Origin of the sequence: Spirillospora sp. NPDC127506 (genome assembly GCF_040302145.1) — a bacterium.
GTDB lineage: Bacteria > Actinomycetota > Actinomycetes > Streptosporangiales > Streptosporangiaceae > Spirillospora.
In genome coordinates this window covers 23,764-44,944 of record NZ_JBEORG010000032.1, presented here as the reverse complement: position 1 = coordinate 44,944, position 21,181 = coordinate 23,764, and the positions used below count along the sequence as shown (strand labels likewise).

Here is a 21,181-nt window from a genome sequence, read left to right as displayed (position 1 = left end):
GGCGCCGCGTCAACCGGATGGTTTAATTCGGGCGTGAGCTGCGACGCCGAGGCGACCCGCCGGCGGATCTTCGAGGCCGCCTCCGCCGCGTTCGCCGCCTGCGTCCTCGCCGAGGTCCGCGGGGCCGGCCCCACCGGGGCCGCGCGGTGATCGACGCGGTGCTGTTCGACCTCGACGGGACGCTCCTCGACCACGAGGGGGCGGCGGGCGAGGCGATCGTCCGGCTGTTCCCGGACGTGGACGAGGCGTGGCTCGTCCGGCGCTGGTACGAGCTGACCGAATCGGCGGTCGACCGGTACCTGGCGGGCGAGCTGGACTTCGTCGCCCAGCGCCGCGTCAGGATCGTCACGCTCGCCCGGGAACTGGGGCTCGGCGACTGGGACGACGCCCGCGCCGACGCCTGGCTCGCCGAGTATGTGGCGCTCTATAAGGCGGCGTGGCGCCCGTTCCCGGAGGTGCGGCGGGTGCTGGACGTCCTGGCGGGGCGCGGGCTGCGGCTCGGGGTGATCACCAACGGGGACGCCGCGCAGCAGCGCGCGAAGGTCGAGGCGATCGGCCTCGCGGACGTCCTGCCCTATGTCGTGGCGTCCAGCGAGGCGGGTTCGGCGAAGCCGGCGGCCGGGATATTCCGGACGGCCTGCGCGGGCCTCGGCGTCCCCCCGGACGAGGCCGCCTACGTGGGCGACCGCCTCGTCACCGACGCACAGGGCGCCGCGGCGGCGGGCCTGGCAGGCGTGTGGCTCGACCGCTCCGGCTCCGCGGCGCCGGAGGATCTGACCGTCCCGCGCATCACGACGCTGGAGGCGCTCCCCCGGCTGCTCGGGAGCCGCTGACCCGCGCAGCCCCGCCGCGCCGCTCAGCGCGGGCCTGCGCGGGTCAGCGCGGGTCAGCGCGGGCCTGCGCGGGCTTGTGCAGGCCGGCCGCGAGCCTCACTCCGTGCGGAGCGCCGCCTGGATCTCCAGGATGATCTGGATCTTCTCCCCCAGGCCGAGCCCGCTGCCGCCGGGGACCTTGGCGGTGTCGCCGACCCCGAACTCCAGCCGGCTGATCTCGCCGGTCGCGGTGAACCCGGCGCGGGCGCCCTTGAACGGGTCGTCCTCCCGGAAGGGGTCGGGGCCGAACCCGCCGATCTCCAGCTTCAGCGGGACCTGCCTGGTCAGGCCGCGCAGCGTCAGCTCCCCGTCCAGGATGTAGTCGCCGCCGTCGGGCCGCACGCCGGTGGAGCGGTACGTCATCGTCGGGTACTTCTCGACGTCCAGGTAGTCGGCGGACCTGACGTGCTCGTCGCGCTTGGCGATGCCGGTGTCGATCGAGGCCAGGTCGATCGTCGCGTTCACGGACGAGTCGAGGGGGTCCTCGCCGGTCACGATCGTCCCCTCGAACGTCCCGAACCGGCCGCGGACCTTGCTGACCATCAGGTGCCTGACGGTGAAGCCGACGTCGGAGTGCAGGGGGTCGATGGTCCAGGTGCCGGCGACGTAGCCCGGGATCTCGACAAGCTCGGCCGTCATGGTGTCTCCTTGGTTATGAATGGTAAGGCGGTTCCGTTCGGTAACCGCACCCATCCTGCGGACACCCGCGGGGCCGGCACAAGAAGGCACTTTTTTCTGCCTCGGTCACCTGGAGATAACCATGGAGCACACTGCGATGAGATGCCGGGCCCGGGAGGTACTCGACCGGGTCGGCGACAAGTGGTCGCTACAGGTGATCGCGCTCCTCGGCGAGCGCACCAAGCGGTTCACCGAACTGAGGCGCGAGATCGAGGGCATCAGCCAGCGGATGCTCACCGTCACGCTGCGCGGCCTGGAACGCGACGGCATCGTCACGCGGACCGTGTACCCCGTGGTACCGCCCCGCGTGGAGTACTCCCTCACCCCCATGGGCGAGACGCTGATGGACGCGGTCAAGACCCTCGTCGGCTGGGCGGAGAGCCACCTGAGCGAGATCGACGCCGCGCGCGCCGCCTACGACGCCCGAGTCCGCGCGGAAGAACCCCTCAAGGCTCGATGAGGCCGCGTCGCAGCGGAATTCGTGTGCCGGCGCTCCGGGCGCCGAGGTAGCTTGGGGCGTGATGGTCATTCACGAGGTGGGACGGCGAGCTAGCCGCGCCGAGCTGGGGAACGAGCAGTCGTGCCCGGCCCGGCTCGGCGGTGTGCGCCGTCATCCCATCGACCTCGTGAGGCCGTCCCATGCGCTCTTCTGACATCCGCGCGACCTTTCTCGACTTCTTCTCCGAGCGCGACCACCGAGTCGTGCCGTCCAGCCCGCTCGTCCCGTCCGACCCGACGCTGCTGCTGACGAACGCGGGCATGAACCAGTTCAAGCCGTACTTCCTCGGCGAGACCGTTCCGGAGCACCCCCGGGCGGTGTCCGTGCAGAAGTGCGCGCGCACGTCCGACATCGAGAACGTGGGCCGCACCACCCGGCACGCGACGTTCTTCGAAATGCTCGGCAACTTCTCCTTCGGCGACTACTTCAAGGCGGAGGCGATCGCCTGGGCGTGGGAGCTGTTCACCCGCCACTACAACCTCGACCCAGAGCGCCTATGGGTCACCGTGTACCTGGACGACGACGAAGCCGAACGGCTCTGGCGGCGGATGGGCGTCCCCTCCTCGCGGATTCAGCGGCTCGGAATGGAGGACAACTACTGGTCGATGGGCGTGCCCGGCCCATGCGGACCGTCCTCCGAACTGCACTACGACCGGGGCCCGTCCTTCGGACGCGAAGGCGGCCCGGCGGTCGACGGCGAGCGCTACCAGGAACTGTGGAACCTCGTCTTCATGCAGAACCTCCGCGGTCCCGGAAAGGACGACTATCCGATCCTGGGCGAGCTGCCCTCCCGCAATATCGACACGGGCCTCGGCCTCGACCGCCTGGCGGCGATATTGCAGGACGTGGACACGGTCTGCGAAACCGACCTGCTCTCCCCGACCTTCTCCCTCGTCCAGGAAATGGCGGGCCGGGCCTATCCCGGCCGCGACGGAAGCGACGACTCGACGTCGTTCCGCGTCGTCACGGAGCACGCCCGCTCGATCGCGTTCCTCATCGCCGACGGCGTGCTGCCGTCCCGCGACGGCCGCGGCTACGTCCTGCGCCGCCTGATGCGCCGCGCGATCCGGCACGCGCGCCGGCTCGGCATCGACCTGGCGCTGCCCGACCTGACGTCCAGCGTGATCGGCACGCTCTCCGGCACGTGGCCGGAACTGTCCGAGCACTCCGGCCTCATCCGCCAAGTGGTCACGGCCGAGGAGGAGGGCTTCGACCGCACGCTCCGCCAGGGCTCCCGGCTCCTCGACACGGCGATCAGCCGCGCGACCTCGACCATCTCGGGCCGCACCGCGTTCGAACTGCACGACACCTACGGCTTCCCGATCGACCTGACCATCGACGCGGCCCGCTCCGCGGGGCTGACCGTCGACGAGGAGGCGTTCGCGGAACTCCTCGAAGCCCAGCGCCGCCAGGCGCACGAGGCGAGCCGGAACAAGAAGGACGAGGCGGTATCCCGCCGGGATCTCTACCGCCGCGTCACCGCCGAGCGCGGCCGCACCGACTTCGTCGGCTACGACTCCCACTCGGCGGAGACGACCGTGCTGGCGCTCATCGCCCCGCACGGCGAAACCCGCGCCGCGGCCGCAGGCGACGAGATCGACGTGATCCTCTCCCGCAGCCCGTTCTACGCGGAATCGGGCGGCCAGGTCGGCGACACGGGCGAACTGCGCACCTCCACCGCGCGGGCGCGGGTCGTCGACACCCGCCTCGGCCTGGACGGCCTGCACGTCCACACCGTCCGCGTACTGGACGGCGAACTCGTCCCGGGCGACGCGGAAGCGACAGTCGACGCGTCCCGCCGGGAGGCGACCGCGCGCTCGCACAGCGCCACCCACGTCCTGCACGCGATGCTGCGCCGCCTGCTGGGCGACCACGCGACCCAGCGCGGCTCCCGCGTGGAACCGGGCCGCCTGCGCTTCGACTTCACGCACCACTCACCGCTTGAAACGACGCCCCTGCAAACCCTGGTGAACGACTACCTCCTGGACGACCCGTCCGTGCACGTCTGGGAGGCGTCCCGGACAGAGGCCGAAAGGGCGGGCGCCATAGCGCTGTTCGGCGAGAAGTACGGCGACACCGTCCGCATCGTCGACATCGGCGACGCGTCCCGCGAACTGTGCGGCGGCACCCACGTGGGCCACGGCTCGCAGGCCGGCCCCGTCCACATCGTCAGCGAATCCTCGATCGGCACCGGCCTACGCCGCGTCGAGGCGCTCACCGGCGCCGACGCACTCCGCCACTACGACCACGAACACCGCGTCCTCACCGAACTGGCGACGCTCCTGAACGTCCACCCGGATGAGGCCCCCGACCGCCTACGCCGACACCTGCAAACCCTGACCGAAACCCAGAACCAGCTCGACAGACTTCACCAAGCGGAACTGAACACCCACGCACAACGCCTCGCGTCCCATGCCGAGCGCCTACCCAGAGGCTGGCTGGTAGCCCAACTGGTGCCCGAGATGACCGACAAGGACCTCCGCAGCATCGCGACGGGCCTGCTGGACCCGCGCGGCGTCGTCGTCCTGGCCACGGAGTCCGACGGCAAGGCGGTACTGACGGCCGCGGCGGGCGCGGACACCGGCATCAGGGCGCGCGACCTGCTGACCCACGCCGCCCGCGAGGTGGGCGGCGGCGCAGGCGGCAAGGGCCCGATCGCCCACGCGGGCGGCCGCCGCCCCGAGAACCTGCCCAGAGCAATCGCCGAGGCCGCGAAACAAGCCCGCGAACTCCTCAAATAGCAAGAAACCGGGTGCGCCTCACGCGGGCGCACCCGGCCATCCCTTGTCGGGCTGGCGGGATTTGAACCCACGACCCCTGGCACCCAAAGCCAGTGCGCTACCAAACTGCGCTACAGCCCGCACGCCACCGCCGACCGCGATGACGGGAGCAGTCTAGACCCGATCACACTCCGCCCGCTGCGCGCTGCCCACCGGCCACGTCCACCCCGGGAACCCTGTACGCTACGGGATGGCGATCGAGGGCCCACGCGGGCCCTCCATCTGCTCGCGGGCGTAGCTCAATGGTAGAGCCCCAGTCTTCCAAACTGGCTACGCGGGTTCGATTCCCGTCGCCCGCTCTCTCGTCTCCCCAGGTCAGAGCCCTGTGGCCGATCTTGAAAGCCCCTCCCAAGATCATTTGTCAGTTGGCTATGAGGAACAGCAGATCGACGGTGAGGTTCCTCTTGTGTTCGCGTCGATCTCCCCAGCGCACGTTGGTGACCGCGAGTGTCCGCGCTACCGCGCGCAGGGCGCTTCCGTACGGAGTGACCGGAGGCAGACGACCGTACGGTTCTCTTGCCGCGCGGTCGTAGGAGTCGGCGGCCTTGGCCGGTTCGCGGTTGCCAGTGATGTCCGCGGTGACGTGCAGGACGTCAGAGGCCGCCTGAATCGCAGCCGCACCGCCAGCCCGCGGTCGCAAACCGGCGAAGGACGCCTCTTCGCTATCAGATGATGCAGCGACCGTGCCCACCTGCCGACGCAGCGCGGTGCGAGGAGGTTCCCCCAGCCCGGCGCGTTCGGCTCGCTCCAGTTCAGCACGCGAAGGTCGGGGCGCCGTCGTCCGGTCCGCGCGGGCGCGGTACGGCACAGCCGGTACGGTTCCTGGACCCTGGGCACGAGGACGCCTCTACGCGTCCTCGTCGCCGTTCAACGCGCGCATGAACCAGTCGAGAGAGCCGGTCTTCTGCGCCTCCTCGGCGAGTCGCTTGGCGGACGCGGTCTGGAGCTGGGCGAATGAGCTGTCTACCCACGGTTGGGTGTTCTGATTGCCGTGCTCTCGGTACTCGATAGCTTGAATGAGGCACTCGAGCTTGTCCGCGTCACGGGCGCACATCGCCTCGGCGCTGGCATTGCCTTCGTACTCCGCGACGACACCCGTGATCATTGCGGTGACCACCTCCGGCAAACCGCGGGTCTGGCGCTCGGTGACCTGCTCGTTGGACGCCTTCTTCACATACGGCTTGGCCACATAGGGGATGTCGGTGAGGCGGGTCTCCTGGCTGTCGTGAAAGAGGCTGAGCAGTGCAGCACGCTCGGGGTTGGCCCCCTCCATCGCAGCCAGGACGCTAGCGATGATCGCCGTACGGAGCGAGTGATCGGCGATGCTCTCGGGATCGTTCACGCCCGCTACAAGCCACCCGGTGCGCTTGTAGCGCTTCAGAAGCCCGATCTCGTACAGGAACCCCGCCAACCGCTCCGTCTCGTTCGCCATGCTCACCCTTCTCTCGCTTAACGCCCGTCCGCGATACGTAGACCGTAGAGGACCTCTTCCAGCTCCCGTCGCGACTGGACGGAGACCGCAGCTTCGTCCAGGACCCGCGCTGCCCGTTCCTGCAACCGACCGAGCGTGCCTGGCTCGTCGTGGACGATGGCGGGGCGGTGCTGAAGAAGCGCCCAGACCGTATGAGCGACGACATCGATGTAGACGTTCTTCGGCTCCAGCTTGCCCACCAGATGAGCAAGCAGCTTCGTGCCTCTCCAGGACCGAGTGGGCAACTCGACCATGAACGTGTCGGCTGTCTGCGGCTCGGTGATCTCCCCCAGCCAGTACGCCCAGTAGTTGAGGTTGGCCGTCTCGCACCTGTCGGTCTTCATCGCCTGGCCGATGAACGCTTGAAGCGCCTCGGGGTCTCCCTTGCGAGCAAGGGAGTGCGCTCCGGACCGCACAACAGCCCAGGACAGCGACCAGTCGGCGGATCGTTGAGACCTGCGCTCCTCTTGGCGCTGCATTCCCGCCAGCCATTCCGCCGTCTCTACGGAATCATCGAAGCTCGCGACGTAATGTGCTTGCCTACGAAGCAGCATCCCGTCGACAGTGCCGACATCGGCTCTCTCTGCGGCGCTCTTAAGGTGCTCGAAGAAGTGAACGTTTTCCACCAGCGCTTGTGGGTGGGTGATCACAGCATGATCGCGGGCGGCGTGGCAGGCCCTGAAACATGAAGAAGCCCTGGTAGGACGGGTGATCTCTCACAACCGACCGATCCCACCAGGGGCTTCACATGCTTTTCTATCGTTCTTCGCTGCCGTTGTCGCGTCAGACGCTGCAGTACGTGACCGGGGTCGTCGGCCGGCACCGCAAGCAGGTCGGCAGCAAGGGCCGGGCCCTGCCGGCGGGCATGCAGGCGCTGATGGCCTTGGCGTACTTGAAGAACGGGGAGACGTTCGCGCAGCTCGGCGCCGGGTTCGGAGTCGGAACCACCACCGCCTGGCGCTACGTCAACGAGACGGTGACGCTGCTGTCGGCCCGATCACCCAAACTCGGCCGGGCGCTGGCCAAAGCCCGCAAGGACGGCCTGCTCTACCTGGTCATGGACGGCACGCTCATCCCGATCGACCGCGTGAAGGCCGACCGGCCGTTCTACTCGGGCAAACACAAGAAGCACGGCATGAACCTGCAGGTGATCGCCTCACCGGACGGGACCATCGTGTGGGTGTCGGGGCCGCTGCCCGGCTCGGTCCACGACCTGAAGGCCGCCCGGATCTGGGGCCTGGTCCGCGCACTGGCCGCCTCCGGGTTCCTGGTGCTGGCCGACAAGGGCTACGTCGGCGCCGGCCCGCACGTCAAGACGCCCTACAAGGGCAAGGACAAGCCCGAGCCGCTCAAGGACGCCAACCGCTCCTACGCCAAGCTCCGCAGACCCGGTGAACGAGCCAACGCCCAGCTCAAGCAATGGAAGATCCTGACCAAGCTACGCTGCTGCCCCCACCGAGCCGGTCACCTGGCCAAGGCCATCCACGTCCTCCAGAACCGCGAGCTCAACCCACGTTGAAAAAGGTTCCATGATCGACAACCGCCGGTGAACGCTTGAGTGAAGTAAACTCGCTTCCCGCGACCGGGAAACATGACCATAAAAATACACTCTCTTGAGTGGATTCCGCTAGCGCCCCTTTTTCATCCGGCTGCCGCGTTCAACGCTGAACTACCTGGCCGAAGTGATCCGGCGGCGCTCAGGCCGCCGCGCGGCCCCGCGCATCGCGGCGCGTCCGCCGACCCCGCCCCGTCCTGTCACCACGGGGCCGCGCCGACGCTACAGGCAATGGCCAAGGCACCGCTCGACGCGGGCACGTACATCGGAACCCAGCTCACCCGCCAGAGCCGTCATCTCCGCCCGCTCAGCTTCGGTGAGGGACCGGTCTTCCTCCGCCAGCCAGTCCGCAACCGATTCGATCGCCAGGCCGTACTCAGCGTGCTTGAGGAAGTCCATGCCCCAGGCGAGTTGGTCGTCAGTCAGCCGATCCGCCACCAGATGCAACAGCGCCGCCATGCGCATCTCCCATGCACGGACGGCGGTGTAGTCCTCGTGCCTGCGGTACGAGCCCATGAGGCATCCCTATCGGCATCACGCGCCACCTCCAAGGGGCTGAGGTGTGCCGTCGGTTGAGCTAAAGGATGCGGGGCTCCCCCGACTCCGCGCTATCAAGGATGGCGGCGGGGACCGGTCCCCACCCGACCCGCAACTCGACGCCGTCGCCGGCTAGGACACGCGGACGAGGAACCGGCTACCTCCAACGTGCTCCATGACCACACGAGGGCGCTGGCCCCGGTGTGTCTCCCGCAAGCCAGGTGGTGGCCACCACCTGGCTTGCGGGAGGAGCATTGGCGTGCCCGGCGGCGGGCCGCCCCCTTGGAGGCACGCGTCCACCTGGGCGGTCAGTCCCGCCGCCGGAGTGGGTTCGGCGGGCCGTGGGCGCGGTCGACGGATCCCGGTCTCGCCATTTTTCATTTGTTTCACGCGTGCCACCAGCGCATTTCATGGTGCTTCCACATTGTTCTGGGCAGTCGCGTGTGTTGCAGGTATAGAAGTCACATGCACGAATGCGTCATACCTGCATGCCGCCGATGAGGGCTGCGCAGCACCTCATTCCGGGGCGGGCGAAGTGGCCGATCGTCGAGACGGCCGGTGGATCGTCACCGCGTATGACGGGCTTCCATCAGGGATCGGTCGGAGGCGCCGCCCTGGCATTGATCGACGCCTCACACGGAAAGGATGGATCATGTCCGATCATCCGCGGGGTGACGGCCGCCGGCGAGCGGTGATCGCCGCCATCGCCGCCGCCTGTCTCGCCGCCGCCGGCCTGGTCGTCGGCGGCCAGGCGAGCGCCGGCACGCTGTCCGGCACCCTCTACCGCGATCCGGACTCGCAGGTCGTTCGGTGGGTCGCGGCCAACCCGAACGACTCACGGACACCTGTCATCCGCGACAGGATCGCCAGCCAGCCGCAGGCGCGCTGGATGTCGGTGTTCAGGCCGGACACCGTGACATCGGAGGTCTCCTCGTTCGTCAACGCGGCGAGCGCGGCGAACCAGACTCCCGTGCTCTCGGTGTACGAGATCACCAACCGCGACTGCGGCGGCGCCAGCGCCGGCGGTGCCCCCGACCTCGGCCAGTACCAGCAGTGGATCTCGCGGTTCGCGCAGGGCCTGAGCGGCCGTCCGGCCATCATCATTCTGGAGACCGACGCGCTCGCGCTGCAGACCTGCCTGGACGGCTCCGAGCTCGCGGCGCGCAACCAGGCGCTCACCCAGGCGGTGCAGACGATCAAAGGCGCCGACCCGAACGCGAAGGTCTATCTCGACGGCGGCCACTCGGCCTGGAACTCCGCCGCCGAGCAGGGCAGCCGGCTGAAGGCCGCCGGTGTCCAGTACGCCGACGGCTTCTTCACCAATGTGTCGAACTTCCAGCCGCTGTCGAGCGAGGCGGCGTACGGCCGGTCGATCATCTCCTACCTGCAGTCCCAGGGCATATCCGGCAAACACCAGGTCATCGACACCAGCCGCAACGGCGGGTCCCCCGGCGCCCAGGGCGACTGGTGCGCCGACGACAACACCGACCACACCATCGGCACCTACCCGACCCTCGACACCGGCGACCAGAACATCGACGGCTACCTGTGGGTCAAGCCGCCGGGTGAGGCGGACGGCTGCGCCTACTCGGCCGGGTCCTTCGTCCCCGACCTCGCCTACAACCTCGCGCGCAACGCGCCCGACCCGCCTACCTCGTCCGACCCTTCGACTCCCCCGCCGGGCGGTGACGCCTGCACGGCGACCTACCAGACGGTGAACTCCTGGGGAGGCGGCTTCCAAGGTCAGGTCACCGTCACCGCCGGAGCCTCCGCGATCAACGGCTGGAAGCTGACCTTCTCGCTGCCCAGCGGCGTTTCGATCAACCAGCTCTGGAACGGGACGCTGACCACCAGCGGGTCCACCGCCACCGTCACCAACACCTCGTGGAACGGCTCACTCGCCCCCGGCGCGTCCGTCGAGGTCGGCTTCACCGCGACCGGTACGGCCACATCGCTCAGCCCCACCTGCACCTCATCGTGAACGGCGCACCGAGTCTCACGGTGTGACTGCCCCGGCGCCCCGGTCTGGTACAGCGTCTACCGGACCGGGGCGCTTCGGTCTCATCGGCACACGTCGCCGCGGGGTGCGCGGGCTGAGGACTCGCGGCCCGACTCATGGGGACCTTGGTCCGTGGGCGCGGGCGGCGGGCGGGCTCACGCTGAAGGCAGCCGGCGAGCGGTCGCCGCGCCGCACCTCTTGGAGGAACCATGCAGACCAAAGTCGAGGAGGTCATGACGACCGGGGTGTTCGCCGTCTCGGAGCGCGCCTCGTTCAAGGAGATCGTCAACGAGCTGCGACTGCACGGCGTGGACGCCGTCCCGGTGCTGCGGGAGGACGGGACGGTCTCCGGGCTGGTGTCGTCCACCGACCTGCTGCTCAAGAAGGCCGACCCCGACGCCGCCGAGGCTCCGCATCCGTTCGCCGGGCCGCGGCGCCGCCGGGAGCTGCGCAAGGCGGCCGGCACGACGGCGGCCGACCTGATGACGGCGCCCGCCGTCACGATCACCCCCGGCGCGAGCGTGGAGGAGGCGGCCGGGCTGATGCGCCGCAGGCGCGTGAGCCGGCTCCCCGTCGTGGACGCCGATACCGGGCGGCTCGTCGGCATCGTCAGCCGCGCCGACGTCCTGCGCGTGTACAGCCGCCCCGACGAGCAGATCCGCCGGGACGTCCTGGACGAGGCGGTCGCCCGCCGTTTCGGGGCGGAGGCCAAGGGCTGCGCCGTCACGGTGACCGACGGCCGGGTGACGGTCCAGGGCACGGTCGCCCGCCGGTCGATCGTCCCGGCGCTGCTGCACGGCATCCGCCGCGTCGAGGGCGTCGTGTCGGCCGAGGCGCAGGTGGGGTGGGAGGTCGACGACACCTACGCCGGCCGGCACGCCTAGCGCAGCTCGGCCAGGGCGGCGGTGTACAGGTGGGCCGGGTCGGTCGCCAGGGTGCGGGACGTCCAGCCGGGGATCGGTGCCACGTCCCGTATCCAGGGGCGCAGCCGGGCGTAGACCTCCAGCGCGTCCGAAGGGCGTGTCTCCGGGGCCTTGGACAGCAGCTCGTCCACCAGGGCGGCGAGTTCGGCGGGGACGTCGGGCAGCGGCGGAGGCGGTTCCGACTGGCTGCGGGTGATCTCCTCGACGATGTGCTGCGACTCGAACGGCCGCGACCCGGCGAGCAGCTCGTACAGCAGGCAGCCGACGGCGTACAGGTCGCTGGCGCGGCTGGCCTCCTCGCCGCGCAGCAGTTCGGGCGCCATGTACCGCGCCGTGCCGGGGACCTGGCCGGTCTGGGTGATGCGGGAGAACTCGCCGCCGGTCGAGGTCGCCAGCCCGAAGTCGATCAGCTTGACCGCTCCGTCCGGGCAGAGCATGAGGTTCTCCGGTTTGACGTCCCGGTGGATCAGGTCCACGGAGTGGGCGGCGGCCAGCACCGCGCACGCCTGGGCGCCGATGAAGGCGGCCCAGGAGGCGGGCAGCGCGCCGTGCTCGTCGAGGAGTTTGCCGACCGAGTCGCCCGGCAGCCACTCCATGATCAGGAACAGGTCTTCGTCCTGGCCGAAGTCGTAGACGGCGGGGACGCCCGGGTGGGTGAGCCGGGCGGTGATCCGCGCCTCGCGGTGGAAGCGGCGGCGCAGTTCCCGGTCGTCGTCCGGCACCCCGATCAGCTTGATCGCGACGGGGCGGTTGAGCCGCAGGTCGGTGCCGGTCCAGACCTCCCCCATGCCGCCGCGTCCGATGGGCGAGGTGACCCGGTACCGGCCGGCGATGTCCCTCACGGCAGGAACTCGCTCTTCGTCCCGTGCCAGGTGATGACGGCGTTGTCGCGCGCCCGGGTGACGGCGACGAACAGCAGGGAGCGGGCGGTGCGCAGGTCGCGGCGGTAGCGCAGCGGGTCGTCCTCGCGGAACCGGGTGATCCGGGCGGCGGGGACGAGGCCCTCGGCGACCCCGGCGATGATCATGTTCTGGTATTCGAGGCCCTTGAACCGGTGCATGGTGCCGACGTGGACGGGCGCCTCGACGTACCGGGGGCCGTCGGCGGTGATGGCGCAGGCGACGATGCCCTCCTTGGCGAGGCGGGCCTCGACGTCGGCGACCATGCGGCGTTCGGGGACGCACACCGCGGTCGAGTCGCCGTCCCACGCCCTGACCTGCTCGACGATGCCGTCGAGTTCGGCGTCCCAGATGGGGAAGCCGCGCAGTTCGGGGACGGCGCCGCGCAGCACCGACCGGTAGCCGGCGAGGTCGTCGCGGCCGTCGTCCAGGTCGTCCCACTGCTCCCCGCCGAGGACGCGGACGGCGGTGCTGAGGATCTCGTGGGTGGTGCGGTAGCTGAGCGTCAGCCGGGACGACCGGCCGCGGATCGCGATGCCGAGGTTGCCGAGCGACACGTGGTTGCCGTAGATGCGCTGGTGGGTGTCGCCGGTGATGAACATGTCGTTCGGGCCCGGGTCGACCATCGCGCGCAGCATCCGCCAGTGCGCGGCGGACAGGTCCTGCGCCTCGTCGACGACGACGTGCCGGTAGCGGGGGCGCAGCCGCATGCCGGACTCGTCCTGCAGCTTCGGCGAGTCGGCCTGCCGCGCCCGGTACGCGGCGCGGTCCCGGGCGCGGGCCGCCTCGATCTGCGCGGCCCGCTCGGTGACCTGCCGGAGCGTCGACAGGTTGTTGTTCTCCAGCCGCATCACGTACCGCTCGGTGAGGTTCCAGATCCGCTTGCGGTCGGCGCGGTTGAGGGGGCGGCCCCGCCCGGCGCGGCGGGCCCGGAAGTACTCGGCCTGCGTCCGCAGCCCCTGCCCGAGGATCACCTGCGACCATTCCTCGTGCAGGAACCCCGCGTCCCAGCGGGTCTCGTTCTCCTCCGCGAGCAGGTCGTCCCACTCCTTGCGGGCCTTCTCGTCGTCGAGGCGGCGGCGCGCCCGGCCCCGCTCGGTCTCCGCGACGATCTCGCTGGCGAGCTTGTCCACGTTGGTGATGTGGACGCGCGCGGCCACCTCCTCCCCCGCGAGGGCGATGAGCCGCTGTTCGAGGTCGGCGGCCAGGTTCTTGTTGAACGTGGTGAGGAGGACGGCCTTGCCGCCGCCGGCGGGAAGCCGCTCCACGAGGTGCTTGACGCGGTGCAGCGCGACGATCGTCTTGCCGGTGCCGGGTCCGCCGCTGACGCGCGCCGGGCCGGTGTAGTCCTTCTCGACGAGCTTGCGCTGCGTCGGGTGCAGGTACACCTTCCAGCGGCCGAAGTCGCCCTGTTCGAGCACCTCGCGCAGGTCGGCGTCGGCGGTGGTGACGGCCGTGGCGGGACGGGCGAGGGCCGCCGCGTAGTCGTCGGTGTCGACCTCGTCCTCGGCGGCGACGGGCGCGGTCACCTGTTCCAGGACGTCTTCGGGGGACGCGCCGTCGTGCAGCGCGAGCAGCACCTCCCCGGTCAGCTGCGGCGCGTAGGACACGAGCCCGAGCAGCTCGTCCTCGGTCGTGATCTTCGCGATGAGCGGCAGCAGCGGCTCGGCGACGCCGAGGTCGAGGAGCTGCTCGGACGGGTACGCGGCGAACAGCGGCGCCGCCTCCACCGGTTCCGGCGAGGGCTCCGGCGAGGGCGCGGGCTCCGGCGAGGGCGCGGGTTCCGCCTGCCCGTTGCCGGCGACGACCTCTTCCGCCACGACGAGGTCGAGGAACTCGATGCCGCCCGTGACCGGGTTGATCTGGTACCGGTACCGGTCGAGGTGGTCGTACACCTCGCCGCGCGGCTTGACCGCGACGAGGATGTACTCGGTGCCGCCGGCGTGCAGCAGCAGCGCCCGGTAGTCGTCGTTGACGCGCGCCGAGTACAGCTGCGAGTTCTTCAGCTGCTTGAACCGAAGCCCCTTGTTGCGGGGGTCGGTGCGGAACTTGTGCTGGAAGTCGTAGATCGCGCCCTTCACCGACCGCGGGAGCTTCAGGATCTCCTTCTCGGCCCGGTCGAGCAGCCGCAGCGTCGCCCCGCTCACTTCGCTTCCTCGTTTCGTTCGGCCAGTCGTTCGGCGAGTTCCTCGTAGGTCCATTCAGCCGCCGGACGGACCTCCCAGCCCGCCTCCGCGAACGCGGTGTCGCGCCGCCGCGCCTCCTCGTCGTCGCCGGCGAGGACGATGGCGACCTTGCGGTCCGGCCAGGCGATCTCGGCCTGCCATCCTTGTTCGCCCAGTTCGTAGCCGACCGCGTCGGCCGGCGGGGTGGGGAAGTCCCCGGCGTCGCGGGCGAAGGCGGCGAGGCCGCGTACGAACGCGGCCAGGCCGGGCTCCTCGGGGTCGATCAGGTCGAGCACGTTCACCCAGCTGTCGGTCAGCACCGTCGGCTCGGCCGCCGGTCCGGGGCCGGCCGTGTCGACGCGGGTCGGCGCGGGCTGCTCCGGGACGGGCGTCGAAGCCGGGCCGGCCGGAGACGGGCCAGCCGGAGACGGGCCAGCCGGAGGCAGGACGGCCGGAGGCAGGCCGGCCGGGGCGGGTTCCGGGGCCGTCTTCGACTCGTCCCGCAGGCCCTCGTCCCGCAAGTTCTCGTCCCGCAGATCCTCGTCCCGCAGGTCTTCGTCGAGCGGGAGGAGGCTGAGCGCGGCCTGCCGCCCCGCGCCGCCGGCCGCCGCGAGCAGCGCCGGGTCGAACCGGTCGATCTCCGACAGCGCGAGCTGCCCGCCGTCGCCCTCACCGTGGTCGAGGAATTGCAGCAGGTTGCCCCAGTACAGCCAGGCCGCCCACCGCCGCCTGTGCGCTTCGGTGTCGGCGACGATGGTGTCGTGCCGGTCGTCGATGACGACGAAGGCGCTCCACACGGGGGCGGCCGCACGGCTCTTATCGAGAATCACCGTGAGCGGATCGGCCGCGTACACCTCGACCGTTCCCTGTTCCAGCGCGGGCAGCGGCTCTCCGCGCAGCGCGGCGTTCACGCGGGCGGTCACGCCGGCGCGGTCGCTCCGCGTCCCGCCCTTCCGGAGGCTGGACTTCAGTACTCCGAAGGTGACGGCCTCGGCGCGCCGCAGCCACAGGCCGCGGTCCGGTTCGGCGAGGTAGGCGAGCAGCGTGTCGACCGGGTTGGTCCACATCGTGCGCGGCAGCTCGTCGGGGTCGCCGACCCGCCCGTACAGCTCCCTGGCCGCGAGCCGCGCGTTGCCCTGGTACGGGCTGTACGCCTCGACGCCGTCGCACGGCTCGTGGCGGCGCGCCTCCCACTCGTCCAGGTCCTTCCACGTGAGGGCGAAGACGACGCGGCCGTGCGCCCGGAGCTGGGCGCGCTTCGCCGCGTCGTCGGCGAGCCGGTTGATCTCCGGCGCCGCGTGGTAGTTGTACCCGTCGAGGTACACCGCGACCTGCTGCGGCTCGTCGTCGATGAGCCGGAACACCACGTCCGGCCGCGTCCCCCGGATCGTGTTCTGCAGCGTGACCCGCCACCGCCGGACGGTCGCGCCGCTCGACTCCGGGTCCGGGATCTCGATGCGCAGGTCGGCGGTCTTGCGGCCGCCGACGACCGGGCCGCGCGTCAGCGAGGCGTTGCCGCCGTCCCGCTTCGCCCAGTTCTCCAGCCCTTCCAGGAACCGCGCTTCGAGTTCGCTCTCGACCTGGTCCCACAGGGAGATCTCGCTCGTGTCAGCGACGGAGGCGGTCTGCCAGCCGTCCAGCAGTTCGTCCAGCATGTCGACGGCCTCGGCCCGGCTGACCTTGTCGAACAGCGTCCCCGGGACGTGCGACAGCAGGCACCGGTGGCAGGCGCGCTTGGCCGGGTCCTCCCGGCACGGGCATTCGGCGGCGCGGGCGCGGGCCGCCTCCAGCACCCGCCGGAACTCCGCCGGGTCGGCGAGGCGGTGCAGGTAGCCGGTGCCGCCGGGCAGCGTGTCGTGCAGGACGAGGAAGCGGCGCCGCCGCCCGGTGGCCTGGTCCGGCATCGTCGCCGTGACGATCTCCAGGTGGTCGGGGTCGCCGCCGTAGCGGGCGGCGACGCCCGCCATCAGCGCCGCCTGGAACGACGCCGTCCGCTCCTCCACGTACAGCGTCGCCACGGGGAGCAGGATGCGCAGCGCCTCCGTGCGGAGTTCGTGCGCGAGGATCATCTTGTGGTGGTCGGCGTCCCGCGACGCGCGCCGGTACGGGCACCAGGTGCGGTGGTGGCGCCGGCTGCGGTCCGCGGAGGACGTGCCGACCAGCGCGTCGCGGCCGTTCCCGTCGTCCTGGCCCGGCGGCCCGTCCACGGTCGTGCCGCCGCAGGACGGGCACACGTGGAAGTGCGCGACCTGCCGCTCCTCCCCCGCGAACCGGGTCGCGTCGCGCCGGTCGGTGCGCCGCACGCCGAGGTTGAAGCGGCGCACGACGGCGTGCCGGGTGAAGTCGACGCCGAACACGGCGTCGGCGTGCCGCCAGGAGCCGGGCGCGATGTCGGCGCGGTCGATGTCGACGGCGACGGCGTCCTCGTAGAAGCGGCGCTGCCGCTCGTCGGAGTCGTCGCTGATCCGGGCCTCGTCGCGCCGGTCGTGGGCGAACACCCGCGTCGGCTTCAGCACCTTGTGCAGGTTCTGCACGGCGCCGATGGCGGGGTCGCCGCACCGCGCGCACGCCGAGATGTCGTCGGCGGCGTCAAGGCCGGTCCGGACGTGCCCGCAGCTCGGGCAGACCCGCCAGTGCTCCCATGAGGGACGCGACTCGGTGCCGATGTCCAGGCCGCTGACCTTGTGCTGGTAGCCGCGGATGTAGAAGGAGTTGCCGGGCGCCAGCTCGGTCAGCGCGAGGCGCGCCGACCGCCCGTACTCGCGGACCTCGCTGTGGTAGGTGCGGTCCTCGCCGACCTCCTCCTCCCACGTGATCGTCGCTTCGAGGGTGGTGACGTTGTCGAGCAGCGAGTAGTTCGGCAGCAGCCCGAGTTCGACGAGCGTGCCCTGCGCGCTGCGGCGCCCCATGTCGCCCATCAGCCGCGCGATCTCACCCCGCTCGGAGCGCAGCGACCGGCGGACGGCGTTCTGCGAGGGGTCCGATTCGAGCAGCGAGTCGATGGCCTCGTCGATGCGGTCCAGCCGGTCCTTCAGGTCGGCGCGGCGGGCCTCCCACCGCTCCTCGACGCCGCGGACGGCGTCCTTCAGCCCGGCGGTGGCGAACGCGCGCAGGTCGGCGGCGGCGTCCGGCGACACCGAGTCGCCGAACAGGTCGAGGAACGGCTCGACGGCGCCGCTTTGCAGTGCGGCGGCGGTGAACGCGGCGAGCCAGCCCGTCTCGCCGAACAGCGCGGACGTGCGGCGCGGCAGCGGCAGCACGCCGGGCAGCCGGCCGCGGGCGCACAGGTCGACCAGGTGCGCGGCGTACTGGCGGCGCAGGATCTCGATGGCGGACAGGTAGCTGCCGGGCGGCACGATCCGGCCCGCGATCATCGCCTCGGGCTCGTCGATGAAGTACAGGTCGCGGGGGTGCCGGCCGACGAGCGTCACCAGGAACGCGTTGCCGGTCTTGCGCCCGGCCCGCCCGACCCGCTGGACGTAGTTGGCGGGGCCGGGCGGCAGCGACGCGAGGATCACCGCGGACAGGTCGCCGATGTCGATGCCGAGTTCCAGCGTCGGCGTGCACGCCATCACGTTGGGGTCGTTGTAGCGCTGCTCCTTCTTGCGGAACCGGGCCTCGACGTCCTCGCGCTGCCGGCGGGTGAGCGCGCCGGTGTGCTCGGCCGTCACCACCCGGAACGGCTCCTCCCCGAGGTACAGGCGGCGGTAGTAGTCGTCGCGGTGGCTGCGGGTGCCGCGGTCGGTGAGGGTTCCGCCGCACCGGTAGCGGGGGCACGGCTGCCCGTACCAGGCGTCCACCAGTTCGGGGCGGAGGGTCTGCTGCCAGGCGCACCGGTCGCAGCCGAGCCCGGCGTCGTCGGCTTCGGCGTCGGTCAGGGCGTGCACGAGGACGTGCCCCGGCTGCAGCCCGTACACCCCGGTCGTTCCGTCGATGACGCGCTTGGCGACGAGGCCCTCTTCGGCGAGGACGGGCAGCAGCCGCCGCAGGTACTCACCGGCCTGCCGCCGGTCGAGGGCGAGGCAGCGGGCGGCCCAGTCCTGCGACCAGCCCTGGTCGGCGTCGATCCGGTCGAACTCCGACCGCCGCTTCTGCCGGTCGAGCAGGAACGTCGGGGCGCTCAGCCCGCGCGGGAACGCGGGCATCCCGTCGGGCCGCCGGCCCCAGATCGCGCCGAACCGGCTGCTGCCGCCGTTCGCGATCCACGCGTCCAGCCACCGGTGCTTGATCGCGCCCCGGTAGCGGAGCCGCTCCAGCAGCCCCCGCACGAACGTCGCGTACCGCTGCGGGGACTGCGGCTCGATCATGCCGGTGACCTGCGTGTGGACGTCCCTCGCGAGCGCCGCGACCCGGCCGGGGTCGGGCAGCGCGACCTCGGCGACGGCGGTGCGGGTGAGGTCGAGGGTGCGTCCCTGCCGGGACCGCAGCCCGAACTCCAGGATCGTCTGGAACGCCAGCCGCTCCCCGATCAGCTCCCACGCGGCGGGGGTGCCGCTGGTGGTCTCGGCGAGGATCGCGTCCACTTCGGGGCGTTCGTGCAGGTCCGGGGGGACGACCGCGGGCAGCACCCCGGACTGGCTGGCCGCCGCGGCGAGGTCCCCGATCACCTCGTTCAGCGGCGTGCCCTTCCCCGGCTCCAGCCGCGAGTTGATCAGCCGCCGCAGCGAGAACGCGTAGGAGCGGTTCGCCACGAACCCGGCCCGGTGCGCCGCGTCCTGCACGGAGTCGTTGAACAGCAGCGTCTTGCGGCGGCGCGGGTCGGCGGACAACTGCCGGCCCGCCATCAGCTGCGTGACCGCCACCGCCGCCAGCGACGCCAGCCCCGCACCGAGGTACCGGATGCCCTGGTCCATCGCGCACGCCGGGCACCGGTCCTGCATCGCGGCGTTCTCGGACGCCTCGTCGTGCGTGATGTCGGTGAGGACGAACACGCCGTCGTCGAGCGCGCCGTACCGGTGCCGCGCCGGGTCGAACGGCTTCACCCCGTCCCCGGTGAGGATGGCGAGGCCGCGTACCCGCGCCTCGACCTCCGCCTTCGTCGCCGCGATGAGCGGGCGGACGCGCTTCTTCTCCGGCCCGGTGGACGCCCGGTAGATCCGCTCGGGAACGGTGACGAGGTCGCCGGGGTCGCGCTGCGGGGAGAACGCCGCCCACCCGGACCGCCCGCAGTGCCGGCAGTAGACGGCCGGGAGCATCGTCCTGTCGTAGGGGTCGAAGCCGGACTCGGCCTCCAGGACCGGCGGCTCCCCGATCCACGCGAACGCGGCCCTGTCGTCCACCATCCGCAGCAACCGCGACACCGCCCGCACCCACAGATGCGTCTCCACCAGCAGGAATGGTGTCTCCGGGTCGTCGGCCTCGGGATCGCGCGCCTCGGAGATCAGCGCCACGAACCGCGCCAGCGCCTTCGCCGCCTTGGACGGGTTGTCGCGGATGGACGCGCCCCACGCGTACGCGCCCATCTTCGGCAGCAGCTTCAGCATCTGCTCGGGTGTGAGCGGGTCGCCGTCCTTGAGCAGTTCCAGGACGGCGCGGGTGAGGATGTGCCGCTTCAGCGCCTGCGCGAGCTGCGCCGGCGTCAGGTCGGCGCGGCCGGTGACCTCGCGCTGGATGCGGGCCAGCGCGCCCGGGTCGTGGATCGGGTCGCCGCACGCGATGAGGTCGTCCGGGGACGGCAGCGGGAGGTCGTAGTCGAGGGGGTCGAGGAACTCGTCGACGGTGCAGCGGTCCTCCCCGATCACGGCGTCTTCGGGGAAGGGCGTCCCGAACACTTCCCGCGCCGCCGCCCGGATCTCCGCGCCGTCGCCGCCCTCGCCCAGCGTCGCGGACGTCGCGACGGGGCAGATGTCCCCCAGCGGCCTGCCCGGCTCGGCCTTGCCGGTGACGGCCGCGAGCCGGCGCAGCAGCATCGCCACGTCGGTGCCCTGCGCGCCGTCGTAGGTGTGGAACTCGTCCACCACCACGTAACTGAGATTCGCGTCCTTCCACAGCGGCACGTCGTCGCCGCGCTGGAGGAGCAGGTCCAGCATCTTGTAGTTCGTGATCAGGATGTCGGGAGGGTTCCGGCGGATCTCCGCCCGGTCCGTCATGACCCGCGGGTAGCCGATCTCCGGGGTGTCCCCGATGTAGAGGCCCGCGGTGACCTGCTCCAGCCCGGACTTGTGCAGGTAGTCGTTGAGCCGGTTCGCCTGGTCGGTGGCGAGCGCGTTCATGGGGTACAGCAGGACGGCCTTGGCGCCGCCGCGCCCCTTCGACCGCTCCCGCCGGCAGTGGTCCAGCACGGGGATCAGGAACGACTCGGTCTTACCGGACCCGGTTCCCGTCGTGATCAGCGTCGGCTTCGCCGGGCCGTGGAGGGTACTGAGCCGCTCGAACGCCTTCGCCTGGTGGCGGTGGGGACGGAAGCCGAGCTTGTGCCACTCAAGGCAGTCCTGCCAGCCGGACTCGGCTTTCCGGAACGGCGTCCGGATGCGCAGGTAGGGGCCGCGGAAGATGCCCTGCACCGGGTCATTGAGGAACCGTTGCAGCGCCTCCCGCGCCGACGGGTCGCTGAGCGCGAACGTCGTCGACAAGTACTGGGTCAGGTTCTCCCGCAGCTCCTCCGCCGCCAGCGTCGGCTTCACGTCTCAGCGCCTCCGAAGTCACCAGCAGGCACTCAGTGCCGAGCCCTGCGCACCGAAAAGACCGGCAGCACTGCGCGACTCTACTGGGTCCATACGACTTTATGCCGCCGCGGCGGTCACCCGTCCAGCCTCGGTCAGGAGCGTGTCAGGAGGGAGCAGGCAAGGATGGCGTCGCGGTAG

The 21,181-nt window shown here is 71.0% G+C and carries 14 protein-coding genes and 2 tRNA genes; 7 read left to right on the top strand and 9 right to left on the bottom strand.

What is annotated here, in order from left to right; translation table 11 throughout:
* Positions 1-146: 146 nt before the first annotated feature.
* Positions 147-833, top strand: coding sequence for an HAD family hydrolase (locus ABTW95_RS26330; protein ID WP_396450361.1), 687 nt, complete (start codon positions 147-149; stop codon positions 831-833).
* A 96-nt stretch (positions 834-929) separates the two neighbouring features.
* On the opposite strand, the gene ABTW95_RS26325 is transcribed toward ABTW95_RS26330, so the two are convergent.
* Complete coding sequence (locus ABTW95_RS26325) at positions 930-1,511, bottom strand: YceI family protein (RefSeq protein ID WP_396450359.1); 582 nt, start codon at positions 1,509-1,511, stop codon at positions 930-932.
* A 136-nt stretch (positions 1,512-1,647) separates the two neighbouring features.
* On the opposite strand from ABTW95_RS26325, the gene ABTW95_RS26320 reads away from it, so the two are divergent.
* Positions 1,648-2,010: a winged helix-turn-helix transcriptional regulator gene (locus ABTW95_RS26320; RefSeq protein ID WP_396450357.1), complete on the top strand. Its 363-nt coding sequence runs from the start codon at positions 1,648-1,650 to the stop codon at positions 2,008-2,010.
* A gap of 179 nt (positions 2,011-2,189) precedes the next feature.
* The gene (gene alaS / locus ABTW95_RS26315) at positions 2,190-4,790 is read left to right on the top strand and encodes an alanine--tRNA ligase (protein WP_500227687.1); all 2,601 of its coding nucleotides are present in this window, start codon (positions 2,190-2,192) and stop codon (positions 4,788-4,790) included.
* Between the two features lie 46 nt (positions 4,791-4,836).
* Here alaS and ABTW95_RS26310 read toward each other — a convergent pair.
* Positions 4,837-4,910, bottom strand: a tRNA-Pro gene (locus ABTW95_RS26310).
* Positions 4,911-5,057: 147 nt separating this feature from the next.
* On the opposite strand from ABTW95_RS26310, the gene ABTW95_RS26305 reads away from it, so the two are divergent.
* A tRNA-Gly gene (locus ABTW95_RS26305) sits at positions 5,058-5,128 on the top strand.
* 62 nt (positions 5,129-5,190) lie between these two features.
* Here the strand turns inward: ABTW95_RS26305 and ABTW95_RS26300 are convergent.
* From ABTW95_RS26300 to ABTW95_RS26290, 3 genes are all read right to left on the bottom strand, one after another.
* Positions 5,191-5,520, bottom strand: a complete 330-nt coding sequence (locus tag ABTW95_RS26300) for a hypothetical protein (RefSeq protein WP_500227686.1) — start codon at positions 5,518-5,520, stop codon at positions 5,191-5,193.
* A gap of 156 nt (positions 5,521-5,676) precedes the next feature.
* Positions 5,677-6,261 carry an HD domain-containing protein gene (locus ABTW95_RS26295; protein ID WP_500227685.1) on the bottom strand — a complete coding sequence of 195 codons (585 nt, stop codon included), beginning with the start codon at positions 6,259-6,261 and terminating at the stop codon, positions 5,677-5,679.
* 17 nt (positions 6,262-6,278) lie between these two features.
* Positions 6,279-6,950 (bottom strand): hypothetical protein, encoded by a 672-nt coding sequence (locus tag ABTW95_RS26290; protein ID WP_500227684.1) that lies wholly within the window; start codon positions 6,948-6,950, stop codon positions 6,279-6,281.
* Positions 6,951-7,048: 98 nt separating this feature from the next.
* On the opposite strand from ABTW95_RS26290, the gene ABTW95_RS26285 reads away from it, so the two are divergent.
* The gene (locus tag ABTW95_RS26285; protein ID WP_500227683.1) at positions 7,049-7,819 is read left to right on the top strand and encodes a transposase family protein; all 771 of its coding nucleotides are present in this window, start codon (positions 7,049-7,051) and stop codon (positions 7,817-7,819) included.
* Between the two features lie 258 nt (positions 7,820-8,077).
* Here the strand turns inward: ABTW95_RS26285 and ABTW95_RS26280 are convergent, their stop codons facing one another.
* The gene (locus ABTW95_RS26280; protein WP_396451307.1) at positions 8,078-8,371 is read right to left on the bottom strand and encodes a MafI family immunity protein; all 294 of its coding nucleotides are present in this window, start codon (positions 8,369-8,371) and stop codon (positions 8,078-8,080) included.
* 673 nt (positions 8,372-9,044) lie between these two features.
* Between ABTW95_RS26280 and ABTW95_RS26275 the strand changes: the two genes are divergently transcribed.
* Both ABTW95_RS26275 and ABTW95_RS26270 read left to right on the top strand, forming a co-directional pair.
* The gene (locus ABTW95_RS26275) at positions 9,045-10,373 is read left to right on the top strand and encodes a glycoside hydrolase family 6 protein (protein ID WP_396454135.1); all 1,329 of its coding nucleotides are present in this window, start codon (positions 9,045-9,047) and stop codon (positions 10,371-10,373) included.
* 227 nt (positions 10,374-10,600) lie between these two features.
* The gene (locus ABTW95_RS26270) at positions 10,601-11,275 is read left to right on the top strand and encodes a CBS domain-containing protein (RefSeq protein WP_396451311.1); all 675 of its coding nucleotides are present in this window, start codon (positions 10,601-10,603) and stop codon (positions 11,273-11,275) included.
* On the opposite strand, the gene ABTW95_RS26265 is transcribed toward ABTW95_RS26270, so the two are convergent.
* From ABTW95_RS26265 to ABTW95_RS26255, 3 genes are read right to left on the bottom strand one after another with little or no spacing between them, the layout of a single operon-like run.
* Positions 11,272-12,156, bottom strand: coding sequence for a serine/threonine-protein kinase (locus ABTW95_RS26265; protein WP_396451313.1), 885 nt, complete (start codon positions 12,154-12,156; stop codon positions 11,272-11,274). The two genes, ABTW95_RS26270 and ABTW95_RS26265, sit on opposite strands and share 4 nt — an antisense overlap.
* Positions 12,153-14,360, bottom strand: a complete 2,208-nt coding sequence (locus tag ABTW95_RS26260) for a UvrD-helicase domain-containing protein (RefSeq protein WP_500227682.1) — start codon at positions 14,358-14,360, stop codon at positions 12,153-12,155. The genes ABTW95_RS26265 and ABTW95_RS26260 overlap by 4 nt, the downstream gene beginning before the upstream one ends.
* Entirely contained in the window at positions 14,357-21,001 is a 6,645-nt protein-coding gene (locus ABTW95_RS26255) for a DEAD/DEAH box helicase (RefSeq protein ID WP_500227681.1), read from the bottom strand. The genes ABTW95_RS26260 and ABTW95_RS26255 overlap by 4 nt, the downstream gene beginning before the upstream one ends.
* Positions 21,002-21,181 lie beyond the last annotated feature (180 nt).

Excerpts from the sequence above, each read along its gene's own strand:
- ABTW95_RS26285 (WP_500227683.1), top strand. The coding sequence starts at position 7,049 with ATGCTTTTCTATCGTTCTTCGCTGCCGTTGTCGCGTCAGACGCTGCAG.
- alaS (WP_500227687.1), top strand. The coding sequence starts at position 2,190 with ATGCGCTCTTCTGACATCCGCGCGACCTTTCTCGACTTCTTCTCCGAG.
- ABTW95_RS26280 (WP_396451307.1), bottom strand. The coding sequence starts at position 8,371 with ATGGGCTCGTACCGCAGGCACGAGGACTACACCGCCGTCCGTGCATGG.
- ABTW95_RS26270 (WP_396451311.1), top strand. The coding sequence starts at position 10,601 with ATGCAGACCAAAGTCGAGGAGGTCATGACGACCGGGGTGTTCGCCGTC.
- ABTW95_RS26325 (WP_396450359.1), bottom strand. The coding sequence starts at position 1,511 with ATGACGGCCGAGCTTGTCGAGATCCCGGGCTACGTCGCCGGCACCTGG.
- ABTW95_RS26295 (WP_500227685.1), bottom strand. The coding sequence starts at position 6,261 with ATGGCGAACGAGACGGAGCGGTTGGCGGGGTTCCTGTACGAGATCGGG.
- ABTW95_RS26275 (WP_396454135.1), top strand. The coding sequence starts at position 9,045 with ATGTCCGATCATCCGCGGGGTGACGGCCGCCGGCGAGCGGTGATCGCC.
- ABTW95_RS26320 (WP_396450357.1), top strand. The coding sequence starts at position 1,648 with ATGAGATGCCGGGCCCGGGAGGTACTCGACCGGGTCGGCGACAAGTGG.